Source organism: Streptomyces griseomycini, from assembly GCF_014203535.1.
GTDB classification, from domain to species: Bacteria; Actinomycetota; Actinomycetes; order Streptomycetales; family Streptomycetaceae; genus Streptomyces; species Streptomyces griseomycini.
This window is the reverse complement of sequence record NZ_JACHJI010000001.1, coordinates 559,664-570,602: the sequence shown is the minus strand read 5'-3', so window position 1 is coordinate 570,602 and position 10,939 is coordinate 559,664. Positions and strand designations below refer to the sequence as shown.

Sequence of the window (10,939 nt, the reverse complement as noted above, 5' to 3'; positions counted from 1 at the left end):
GGCAGGCCGTGGCCGTCGGCACTGCTCCCGCGCCGGGATGACGAAGTGTAGTTGTGTGGTTACGGGAAGGTGCCATAGGCTGGGAGCAGAACCAAAACAAGGCTGCGCCCAGCGCAGCAACCCCTATGGCTGCCCTTCAGGATTCTGGGGCGGCCATAGTTGTTTCCGGCGGAGGAAAGCTTGTACCTGTGCTACGTCGACGAGTCCGGCGACGGCCAGACGGTTCATCCCTCCGCACCGGAAGCACCGCCGGTCATGGTGATCGGCGGCATCGTCGTCGAGGAGTCCGCACTGCGCGCCCTCACCTGGGACTTCATCGCTCTGAAGAAGCAGTTCCGCCCCACGTTACGGAACGCCGTCAAGCTGAGCGAGGTCATCCGTACCGAGATCAAGGGCTCGGACATCCGGGCCCACCTGCGCAACGGCAACCGCAACCAGGTCCGTCTGGCACACGGTCTGATCGACAAGCTGCTGACGATGCTGGAACGCCACGGCTGCCGGGTGCTGGCCAAGATCTGCGTCAAGCAGGACGGCGTCGCCAACGCGGAGGACGCGATGTACGGCGCTTCGGTCGCCTCCCTGTGTGCCCACTTCGAACACTTCCTCGCGGCGCGTGAAGATCGCGGCGTGGTGATCCTCGACAGCCGTACGAAGAGCAAGAACGTCGACAACGTGCACTGCGTCACGACCCGGAAGTTCCGGGCGGGCGGCGATCTGATGCCGCACGTCGCCGAGTCCCCCGTCTTCGGCCACAGCGACTCGCACATCGGACTGCAGATCGCCGATCTGCTCGTCTCCGCCGTGCTCTTCCCGGCGGCCTGCGCCACCTATGCCGAGGACCTGACCTGGAACACCCACTGTCATCCCGCCTACGCGGCCATAAGGGAACGCCACTGCCCTCGCGTGGGTGAGCTGCAGCACCGGTACCGGACGGTGACGGGCAAGTGGACCGGTGGGGTCGTGGTGTCGGACCGTCGGCGAGGACGGTCGGCGGCGGAGTTGTTCCGCGTTGCCGTACCGGCCCCCGTGTCGACGGCTTTCATTCCCGCCCAGCAGCAGCCCGCCGCCCCTGCCCCGAACGATTCGTGAGAGCGGGATCCGGCCCGTCGGCCGGGGGCGATAGGGGCGGCCAGGGGTTTTCCCACATGAAGGCGTGAGGCGGACAGGGGAGGCCGGACGGTGACGGCAGCAGGTTCGCGTCCGGTGCCCAGGCCCGGACCGCCGCGGCCGGCTCAGCAGTGGTTCCAGGAGCGTCCTTCCCCCTTCCCATGGGAGCAGGACGCGCTCGATCACGTGCGCCGTCTGATGCCGTCCGACGAGCCGGCCGCAGGTGGCGTCCACGATCGCCCCCGCGTGCGAGCGCGGGGGTGCGCGACAGCGCGGGCCGGAATTGAGGACCGGTTCGCGTGAGGAGCGCAAGCTGACACTGAAGTCCAGCCTGAAGAAGCGGCCCGCCGAACGGGCCGCGCTCAATCTCAGACTCTCGCTCCAGTCTCAGCATCGCCGCCGATCGCCGGTTCGACCGGGGACGGACGAACGCCGTCGGATGCGAGTTCGACTCTCGTCTGCACCTTTTGCCTGGTGCGGTAGTTCAACGGAAGAACACGACGGCATGATGACTGATCCGTCCTCTCAAACGCCGCCGGCGTGCGCAATTGGGTGGCACCCCCAGGGGCCCGGGAGCTGGATACGACTCCCGGGCCCCGCCACGTCCGGCACCGACGGCACGGCCGGACCGGGTCCTTCCGCGGCCTCGCCCGGACGCACCGACGGCGACGGGCCCGTGACGGTGATCAGTACGTGGCCGGGACGTACGAGTCGTCGTAGTCGACGTAGTAGACCTGCTCGTCGTAGCCGGCCACGGTCTTCCGCTTGAAGGTCACGTCGTCGACGGCGCCCTCGTAGACGATCTTGCCCTTCTTGTTCACGGTGCCGAGGTTGTCGTCCGCGTACGAGAAGCAGTCGGGATTCGCCTTGCCGGTCTGGTCCAGCCCCTTGCCCATCTGCCAGTACTTGGTGGCCGACGCGGTGCGCGAGTCGTATTCTCCGCTGATGTCGTCCTCGGTGAACTGCTGCAGGGTGCCCTCGCTGTCCTTCCAGTAGGCGCCGTCGGCCATCAGGACGGTCTGCCACAGGGCGACCGTGCTGCCCTCGTCGCCCTTCTTGAGCGTTCCCTCGTCGCCCCAGTCGTCGTGGGTGTTGCCGCTGCCGTCGACGACGCCGGTGTCCTCGGAGGCGTGGGCCGCGCCCGTCGCCGTGAATCCCCCGAGGACGGCACCCCCGGCCAGCACGGTCGCCATCGCCGTCCTGCGAAAACGCTTGTACGTGTTCATCTTCCTTTTCCTTCCCTTGGGCCCTCGTCCCGCTGTTCCCGCGAGACCGGGAGGGCCGCCGAATCGACTGACTCGACCATCCGTGAGAAGGGCGGGCGGGGGACAGCCACGTGATTACGGGCCTTGACATCCCCCCGTCCGTCCTGCAGGCATGCCCGGGACACCCGCCGTGCGCACGGTGCCGGTGCCGCTCCGGAACGTCACCGGCGGCCGGGGGCGGCGCGCGCTCGGTCGGGGCCGGACGAGGGGAGGGGCGGACCTGCAACTGCACGCCCCGGGCGGCGTCTTGACCGTCCGGGGCACGTACGCTGACCGCATGGCTGCGGGTTTCGTGCGGATCGGAAGGGGCGGCGCCGCGTGAGCGTCCGCCGGCGGATCGTGGCGGGGTGGGCCGTGCTGTGCCTGGGCGGGCTCGCGGCCACCGCCGCCCTCCGGGCCGAGCCGTCCGCGGGAACGGCGGAGGCCCCTGCCGGGGAGCCGTCGCCGACCGGCCCGTACGCCGTCGACTGCCGGGAGATCGCCGACCACGTCGAACGGGTCCGCGCCGAGGTCGAGCGTGAGCGGAAGGAGGCGCTCGACTCGTCCACGGCTCCGGCGCACCGGAACGCGGACGTCTGGGACATGGTGGTCCCGGAGGAGTGCGCGGACGCGCTCGAGGGCCTCGGCCCGAGCGTGCGCTGAGGGCGGCGCTCGCCGCGGCCGTGCGCTCCGGCGCCTTCCTCGCGGACCCCGCGCGCACCCGAAGTCGACACCCCTGCCCGCCGGTTCACTTCGCGCACCCTCTTGACCGCACCCGATCCACCGGTATGGTCTAGACCTGAAGATGATTAGGTCTAGACCTTTACTCGCCTCCGCCCCGGTCACGGCGCCGACCCGGCGAGGTGCGCGACGACGCACGCCGAAGGAAAGGGATATGACATGAACACGAAAAGACGAGTGGCCGTCGCCATCGGGGTGCTGGTCGCCCCCCTGCTCGCCGTCAGCCTCCCGGCGGGCACGGCCGGCGCCCACGGCTGGGTGACCGACCCCGGCAGCCGGCAGGACCAGTGCGCCGAGGGCGTCGTCGACTGCGGTCAGATCACGTACGAGCCGCAGAGCGTCGAGGGGCCGAAGGGCCTGCGCAGCTGCAGCGGCGGGAACGAGCAGTTCGCCGAGCTCGACGACGACGGCAAGGGCTGGCGGGTCACGCCGGTCGGCAGCACGCACACCTTCAACTGGCACCACACGGCACGGCACGCCACCGACACCTGGCAGTACTTCATCGGCAACACGAAGATCGCCGAGTTCGACGGTCACGGTGCGCAGCCCCCCGCCGACGTCAGCCATCGGATCGACTTCGGCGGCTTCACCGGCCGGCAGAAGGTCCTCGCCGTCTGGAACGTGGCGGACACCGCCAACGCCTTCTACGCCTGCATCGACGTCAACATCGGTGGCGGCGGTGACGGCGGGGGCGACGGCGGGGGCGACGGTGAGCCGGGTGACTGCACCGCGCCGGTCTGGAACGCCGGAAGCGTCTACCGCGGCGGTGACACCGTCTCCCACGACGGGCGCACCTGGCGTGCCAAGTGGTGGGTGACGGGCGAGGAGCCCGGCACCACCGGGGAGTGGGGCGTCTGGGAGGACCTCGGAGCCTGCACGGCCGGGTGAGCGCGGCCCGGGTGAGGACGGCCGGGCGGTGCGCGCCGCCCGGCCCGCACCGCCGCCGCCACCCGGTGCCGTACGAGCCGGGCGCGAGCGGGGCTCGAGGGTGGGGCGGTTCCCTGAAGGCGTGAGGGAACCGGCTGCCGAGTGCGACGGGCGGCTCCGGGAGCCGGGCCGGTCTCCGGGCGGCGTGGTGACATCCCCCGTTCACCGCGCCCGCCCGGAGCGCCGTCCCTCACCCCTCCCGCGGCGCCCGGTCCTCCCCCGGCCGGGCGCCGCGCACGTCCGGACGCCGGCCGGTCCCGGTGCCCTCCGCGCCGCCCGCCGCCCGCCTCCCCCGGAGCGGTCGATCCGTCCGCGTCCCCCGGGCCCCCGCGGCTGAGCACCACGTTCCGGGCGGTGCCGGAGGACTGCGCGGACGGACCCGGGGGACCGCGGCCCGGAGTCCCGCCGAGGGCGATCCCGGTCGCCTGCCCCGGTGCGCGCCCGGCCCACGGCGACGCACCGCGCGGACCGGTGACACCACCCCCTCCGCGGACGGCGCACTAGGCGCCGAGCGAGCGTTCCCTGACGTCCGCCAGGTGCCGGGTGAAGACCTCGCGGGCGTCGGGGGTGAGCGTGCGCAGGGCGATCAGGGCCGTCACGGCGACGTCGCACAGTTCCGACCGGACGTCGTCCCAGGTGTGCGTGGTGCCCTTGCGCGGGTTCTGGCCGGTCGCGCCGATCACGGCCTGGGCGACCTCGCCGACCTCCTCCGACAGTTTGAGGATCCGCAGCAGCAGGCCCTCCCGGCCGTCGACCGGGCGCTCGGCGTCCAGCCAGCCGCACAGGGCGTCGACGGAGTCCCAGAGGTCGGCGGCCGGAGCCGGGGGAGGAGAAAGGTGATCGCTCATGCCGCAGAGCCTGGCACAGGGCACTGACAGCACCCGGCGCGCGCCCGCTCACGTCCCTCCGGCCGGCGTCTCCCGGCCCCCTACTCCTCCACTTCCTCGAACAGGGCTTCCTGCTCGCCCTCCTCCGCCTTCCGCAGCCGCCGGTTGCGCGCGCCCACGACCACCACCGTGGCCGCCGCGACCGCCGCGAAGGCCGCCGGGGTCATCCAGCCCCGGTTGACCGCGTGGCCGAGGGCGTGGTCGAGGGAGAGCCGGCCGGGGCCCGCGACGGCGAGGCCCGCGGCCGTCAGGCCGAGGGTCGCCGCGTACTCGTAGCCGCCCTCCTGGGCGAAGAAGCCGCTGGGCGCGTGCACGGCGGCCGCGCCCGCCATCGCACCGGCCGCCGCGGCGCCCGCCGCCGGGGTGGCGAGGCCGAGCGCCAGCAGGACGCCGCCGCCGGCCTCCGCGAGGCCCGCCGCGGTCGCGCTGGCCTTCCCCGGGGCGTACCCGACGCTCTCCATGAACCGGCCGGTGCCCTCGATCCCGCCCCCGCCGAACCAGCCGAACAGCTTCTGCGCGCCGTGCGCCGCCAGCACCCCGCCCGTCCCCAGCCGGAGCAGCAGCAGGCCCAGATCACGCCGGTCGTAACAGGTCCGGCCTCCACGGGTCGTGTAACGGGTCACGTCGTCTCCCGGAGCAGTCGCGTCGTCGTGCCCACCGTCGCACCCCCACCGCCGGTGCGGCCCGCCGCCGGACGCCGTTCGGGTGGCGCGGGTGGCGGGGCCCGGTGGCCGGTACGACCCTGGCAGGCATGACGATCCAGACCACTCGCCTCAGCGACCCGGCCGTGCGGGCCTTCGTCACCGCCGTCAACAACCACGACCGCGAGGGCTTCATGGCCCTCCTCGCGCCCGGCGCGACCATGGCGGACGACGGCAGCGACCGTGACCTCGCCGACTGGACCGACCGGGAGATCTTCTCCTCCCACGGCCACCTGGAGGTCGACAGGGAGTCCGACGGCGGCCGCAGCATCGTCGCCCGCTACCGCAACGACACCTGGGGCGAGATGCGCACCCGCTGGACCTTCACCGTCGACGACGACGGCCGGATCTCCCGCTTCGAGACCGGCCAGGCCTGAGCGCCCCCGGGCGTCCGCCGGGACGTCCGCGCGCGGGCTTGCCCTCGCGTGCGCTCGAAGCCCTAGCGTCCCCGGGCATGGACACCACACGGACACTGGGACGCAGCGGCATCGAGGTCAGCGCCGTCGGGTTCGGCTGCTGGGCGATCGGCGGCGAGTGGCAGGACCCGGACGGGCGGCCCCTGGGCTGGGGCAGGGTCGACGACGAGGAGTCGGTCCGGGCGATCCGGCGCGCCCTCGACCTGGGCGTCACCTTCTTCGACACGGCGGACGTGTACGGCACGGGGCACAGCGAGGAGGTGCTGGGCCGGGCCCTCGGCCGGCGCCGGGACGAGGTCGTCGTCGCCACCAAGTGGGGCAACGTCTTCGACGCGGAGACCCGCACCCTCACCGGCGGCGACGACTCGCCGGACCACCTCCGCCGCGCCCTCACCGCCTCCCTGCGCCGCCTCGGCACCGGCCACGTCGACCTGTACCAGCTCCACCTCGCCGACGCCGACCCCGAACGGGCCGCCGCACTCCGCGACGCGTGCGAGGAACTGGTGGCCGAGGGACTGATCCGGGCCTACGCGTGGAGCACCGACGACCCGGCCCGCGCCGCCGTGTTCGCGGAGGGGCCGCACTGCACCGCCGTGCAGCACGCGCTCAACGTCCTCACCGACGCGCCCGAGATGATCCGGCTGTGCGAGGAGGCGGACCTCGCCTCCGTCAACCGCAGCCCGCTCGCCATGGGCCTGCTCACCGGCAAGCACGCCGGCCGGCGACCGCTGGAGCCCGGGGACATCCGCAGCAGGCCGCCCGCCTGGCTGCGGGGCTTCGGCGCGGGGACGGGCGCCGACCCGGAGTGGCTGGCGCGCGTCGACGCGCTCCGGGACGTCCTCACCAGCGGGGGCCGCACGCTCGCCCAGGGCGCCCTCGCCTGGCTGTGGGGGCGCAGCCCGCGCACCGTGCCGATCCCCGGTTTCCGGTCGGTCGCCCAGGCGGAGGAGAACGCGGGGGCGCTCGCGAAGGGGCCGCTCACCGGCGAACAGATGGCCGAGGTCGAGCGGGTCCTCGCCCGGTAGGGGCCGCACGCGGCAGCCGTTCCGCGCACCGGTGCGTACCCGTGGTCCCGCGCGGGTCCACCCACCCGGTGGCGTGGAACGACTGCCGCCTCCCCCTGGAAGCGGACCGCGGAAGGTCCCTCCTCCAAGTGTGAAGCTTCGGTGGAGGGGGGTCGGGCATGCGTCCACCACCGGCCGCAGCGGGGTGGACTGTTGAATTCCGCTCGTGGGGACCGTCAGCCGCGGCCCACGTACGGCATCGTCGTCGCCAGGACGGTCGCGAACTGCACGTTCGCCTCCAGGGGCAGTTCCGCCATGTGCCGCACCGTGCGGGCCACGTCGGCGACGTCCATCACCGGCTCCGGGGCGGTCCTCCCGTCGGCCTGCAGGGCGCCGGTCTGCATGCCCCTGGTCATGTCGGTCGCCGCGTTGCCGATGTCGATCTGGCCCACCGCGATCCGGTACGGACGGCCGTCCAGCGACAGCGACTTCGTCAGGCCCGTCAGCGCGTGCTTGGTCGCGGTGTAGGCGACCGAGTGCGGGCGGGGCGTGTGCGCGGAGATCGAGCCGTTGTTGATGATCCGGCCGCCCCGCGGGTCCTGCTCCTTCATCTGCCGGTACGCCGCCTGCGCGCACAGGAACGCCCCGTTGAGGTTGGTGTCCACCACGTGCCGCCAGGCGTCGTAGGGCAGTTCCTCCACCGGCACCCCGCCCGGCCCGAACGTCCCCGCGTTGTTGAACAGCAGGTCGACCCGGCCGAAGCGCCCGACGGCGGCCGCGAACAGGGCGCTCACGTCCTCCGGACGTGACACGTCCGTCCGTACCGCGAGCGCCTCGCCCCCGGCCGCCTCACTCCGGGGTTCCTCACCCCGGGCCCCTTCGGCGGCGAGCGCCGCGGTCTCCTCCAGGGCCTCGGCGCGCCGTCCCGCCAGCGCCACCGACCAGCCCGCGCGCAGCAGTTCCACCGCCACCGCGCGCCCGATGCCGGAGCCCGCCCCGGTCACCACGGCGATCTCCGTGCGTTTCGTCCGTCCGTCCGTTCGCTTGGCGTTCATGGGCCCGCAGCGTACGGGAGGGTCCGCCATGCGGACCTCATGCGACCGTCATCCGGACGCCGTGTACGCGTCAATGCGAGGTCGTCCCCGGCCACTCCAATTCCTCCCGCACCCACACACCAGGGGAGGACCGGATGACACCCGAGGCCCGCCAGTCACAGCACGCCCCCGAACTCCGCGCGGCCGCCCGGCACATCGGCCGCCGCCGCTTCCTGACCGTCACCGGAGCCGCCGCCGCGCTCGCCTTCGCGGTCGACGTGCCCACCGCGGGCACCGCGGCCGCCGCCGAGCTCGACGCCGCGCGGATCACCGACGACCCCTTCACGCTCGGCGTCGCCTCCGGTGACCCCCTGCCCGGCTCCGTGCTCCTGTGGACCCGGCTCGCCCCCGCCCCCTTCCAGCCCGACGGCGGCCTGCCCGCCGAACGCGTCACCGTCCACTGGGAGGTGGCGCACGACGAGAGGTTCCGCCGCATCGCCAGACGCGGCACCGCGACCGCCCACCCCGAGTTCCACCACACGGTGCACGCCGAGGTCTCCCACCTCGCCGCCGACCGCGTGTTCTACTACCGCTTCCGCGCGGGCCGCTGGGTCAGCCCGACCGGCCGCACCCGCACCGCCCCCGCGCCGGACAGCCGCACCCGCTCCCTCACCCTCGCCGCCGTCTCCTGCCAGGCGTACCACGACGGGTACTTCACCCCGTACGCCCACCTCGCCGCCGACGACGTCGACGTGGTCTTCCACCTCGGCGACTACCTCTACGAGTACGCCGTCGACTCCGCGGGCGGCGCCCGCAACTACACCGACCGGACCCTGCCCGCCCTGTTCGCCCGGGAGACCGTGACCCTGGAGGACTACCGGCTGCGCTACGCCCTCTACCGCACCGACCCCGACCTGCGCGCCGCGCACGCCGCCCACCCCTTCGTCGTCACCTGGGACGACCACGAGACCGAGAACAACTACGCGGACGGCACCCCCGAGAACAGCGTCCCGCCGGAGGAGTTCCTGCTGCGCCGCGCCTCCGCCTACCGCGCCTACTGGGAGAACCAGCCCCTGCGCCGCCCCCAGCTCCCCGAGGGCCCCGACATGCGGCTGTACCGGCGCCTGCACTGGGGCCGGCTCGCCCAGTTCGACGTGCTCGACACCCGGCAGTACCGTTCCGACCAGGCCTACGGCGACCGCGCCCACGTCCCCGGCCCGGAGAGCGACGACCCGGCGCGCACCATGACCGGCGCGGCCCAGGAACGCTGGCTGCTCGACGGCTGGCGCTCCTCGCGGGCGCTGTGGAACGTCGTGCCGCAGCAGGTCGTCTTCTCCCAGCGGAACTTCGACCTGACCGCCCCCTCGCGGGTCTCCATGGACGCCTGGGACGGCTACCGCGCCTCCCGCCGCCGGGTCCTCGACGGGGCGAAGGCCGCCGGGATCGAGAACCTGATGGTGCTCACCGGCGACGTCCACGTCGGCTACGCCTTCGACATCAAGGACGACTTCGACGACCCGGACTCCCGGACCGTCGGCACCGAGGTCGTGGCCACCTCGATCGCCAGCGGCAAGGACGGCGCCGAGCGGCCCGCGAACTGGGACACCTACATGACCGCCAACCCCCACCTGCGGTTCTACGACGGCCGGCGCGGCTACGTGACCGTCGAGCTGGGCCGGGAGGCGGCGCGCGCCGACTTCCGGACGGTGCCGTACGTGACCAGGCCGGGGGCACCGGTCACGACGGCGGCGTCCTTCGTCACGGAGGCGGGGGAGCCGGGGCTCAGGCCGGCCTGAGCCCCGGCACCCGGCGGCCGTTCAGCGGACCTCGCCCGGGTAGCGGACGCCGACGCGGTCGCGGATCGCGTCGAGCGTCCGCATCACGGCGAGGGTGCCGTCGAGCGGGACGAGCGGCGACTCGGTCTCGCCGGCCCGCAGCGCCCGCATCGCCTCCGCCGCCTCGTGCCTGAGGCTGTTGCGCGGACCGTCCGCCGGGTCGGCCGTGAACTCCTCGGCGTCACGGCCGTCCCGGTGCAGCACGAACCGGTCCGGGAAGAAGAAGCCGTACGGGATGTCGATCCGGCCCTGCGAGCCGGTGACCGAGGCGGAGGTCGCCGTGCCGCCGACGATGGAGCAGTGCACCGAGGCGAGCGCGCCGTCGTCCCAGGAGAGCAGCGCCCCCGTCTGGAGGTCGACGCCCTCCTCCGAGAGCGTCGCCCGCGCCACGACGTCCGACGGCTCCCCGAGCAGCAGCTGCGTGAACGACACCGGGTACACCCCGAGGTCCAGCAGCGCGCCCCCGCCGAGCGCCGGGTCCCGCAGCCGGTGCGAGGGAGGGAAGGGGCCCGCGAGCCCGAAGTCCGCCTGCACACTGCGCACTTCGCCGATCGCGCCGTCGTCGACCAGCGCCTTGAGCCGCCGCACCATGGGGTTGCAGTACATCCACATCGCCTCCATCAGGAAGCGCCCGTTCCCCCGCGCCAGCGCGACCAGTTCCGCCGCCTCGCGCGCGTTCAGCGTGAACGGCTTCTCGCACAGCACGTTCCGCCCGGCCTCCAGCATCAGCCCGGCCGCCGCGCGGTGCGCCGAGTGGGGCGTGGCGACGTAGACGACGTCGACCTCCTCGTCCCGCGCCAGCGACTCCCAGTCGCCGTACGCCCGCGGTATCCCGAACCGTTCGGCGAACGCCTTCGCCGACTCCGGCGACCGCGACGCCACCGCCACGACCTCCGCGTCCGGCAGGTCCACCAGGTCCGCCGTGAACGTCGCGGCGATACCGCCGGTCGCGAGGATCCCCCAGCGAACGTTCTGCTCCGTCATTCGTTCCACCCCTGCCCGTGTCGTCGGCACCTCGGCCGCAAACGTCGATGGAAGCGCTC

General features: G+C 73.3%; 11 protein-coding genes. 6 read left to right on the top strand and 5 right to left on the bottom strand.

Annotated features, from left to right (window positions below; translation table 11 throughout):
- The first annotated feature begins 180 nt into the window (after nucleotides 1-180).
- On the top strand, nucleotides 181-1,089 hold the full coding sequence (locus tag FHS37_RS02605; RefSeq protein WP_184817356.1) for a DUF3800 domain-containing protein: 909 nt from the start codon (nucleotides 181-183) through the stop codon (nucleotides 1,087-1,089).
- Nucleotides 1,090-1,793: 704 nt separating this feature from the next.
- On the opposite strand, the gene FHS37_RS02600 is transcribed toward FHS37_RS02605, so the two are convergent.
- Nucleotides 1,794-2,333, bottom strand: a complete 540-nt coding sequence (locus tag FHS37_RS02600) for a hypothetical protein (protein ID WP_184817355.1) — start codon at nucleotides 2,331-2,333, stop codon at nucleotides 1,794-1,796.
- A 357-nt stretch (nucleotides 2,334-2,690) separates the two neighbouring features.
- Here FHS37_RS02600 and FHS37_RS02595 point away from each other — a divergent pair, with 357 nt between their 5' ends.
- Both FHS37_RS02595 and FHS37_RS02590 read left to right on the top strand, forming a co-directional pair.
- Nucleotides 2,691-3,014: a hypothetical protein gene (locus tag FHS37_RS02595; RefSeq protein WP_184817354.1), complete on the top strand. Its 324-nt coding sequence runs from the start codon at nucleotides 2,691-2,693 to the stop codon at nucleotides 3,012-3,014.
- 237 nt (nucleotides 3,015-3,251) lie between these two features.
- Nucleotides 3,252-3,980 carry a lytic polysaccharide monooxygenase gene (locus FHS37_RS02590; protein WP_184817353.1) on the top strand — a complete coding sequence of 243 codons (729 nt, stop codon included), beginning with the start codon at nucleotides 3,252-3,254 and terminating at the stop codon, nucleotides 3,978-3,980.
- A gap of 539 nt (nucleotides 3,981-4,519) precedes the next feature.
- On the opposite strand, the gene FHS37_RS02585 is transcribed toward FHS37_RS02590, so the two are convergent.
- Together FHS37_RS02585 and FHS37_RS02580 are read right to left on the bottom strand one after the other, a co-directional pair.
- Nucleotides 4,520-4,867 (bottom strand): MazG-like family protein, encoded by a 348-nt coding sequence (locus FHS37_RS02585; protein ID WP_184817352.1) that lies wholly within the window; start codon nucleotides 4,865-4,867, stop codon nucleotides 4,520-4,522.
- 80 nt (nucleotides 4,868-4,947) lie between these two features.
- The gene (locus tag FHS37_RS02580; RefSeq protein WP_184817351.1) at nucleotides 4,948-5,529 is read right to left on the bottom strand and encodes a DoxX family protein; all 582 of its coding nucleotides are present in this window, start codon (nucleotides 5,527-5,529) and stop codon (nucleotides 4,948-4,950) included.
- A gap of 128 nt (nucleotides 5,530-5,657) precedes the next feature.
- On the opposite strand from FHS37_RS02580, the gene FHS37_RS02575 reads away from it, so the two are divergent.
- Complete coding sequence (locus FHS37_RS02575) at nucleotides 5,658-5,984, top strand: nuclear transport factor 2 family protein (protein ID WP_184817350.1); 327 nt, start codon at nucleotides 5,658-5,660, stop codon at nucleotides 5,982-5,984.
- Nucleotides 5,985-6,061: 77 nt separating this feature from the next.
- On the top strand, nucleotides 6,062-7,048 hold the full coding sequence (locus FHS37_RS02570; RefSeq protein ID WP_184817349.1) for an aldo/keto reductase: 987 nt from the start codon (nucleotides 6,062-6,064) through the stop codon (nucleotides 7,046-7,048).
- 215 nt (nucleotides 7,049-7,263) lie between these two features.
- On the opposite strand, the gene FHS37_RS02565 is transcribed toward FHS37_RS02570, so the two are convergent.
- Nucleotides 7,264-8,082 carry an SDR family oxidoreductase gene (locus FHS37_RS02565; protein WP_184817348.1) on the bottom strand — a complete coding sequence of 273 codons (819 nt, stop codon included), beginning with the start codon at nucleotides 8,080-8,082 and terminating at the stop codon, nucleotides 7,264-7,266.
- Between the two features lie 134 nt (nucleotides 8,083-8,216).
- Here FHS37_RS02565 and FHS37_RS02560 point away from each other — a divergent pair, with 134 nt between their 5' ends.
- Nucleotides 8,217-9,857 (top strand): alkaline phosphatase D family protein, encoded by a 1,641-nt coding sequence (locus tag FHS37_RS02560; RefSeq protein WP_184817347.1) that lies wholly within the window; start codon nucleotides 8,217-8,219, stop codon nucleotides 9,855-9,857.
- 21 nt (nucleotides 9,858-9,878) lie between these two features.
- Here FHS37_RS02560 and FHS37_RS02555 read toward each other — a convergent pair whose 3' ends face one another.
- Complete coding sequence (locus FHS37_RS02555) at nucleotides 9,879-10,880, bottom strand: Gfo/Idh/MocA family protein (RefSeq protein ID WP_184817346.1); 1,002 nt, start codon at nucleotides 10,878-10,880, stop codon at nucleotides 9,879-9,881.
- Nucleotides 10,881-10,939 lie beyond the last annotated feature (59 nt).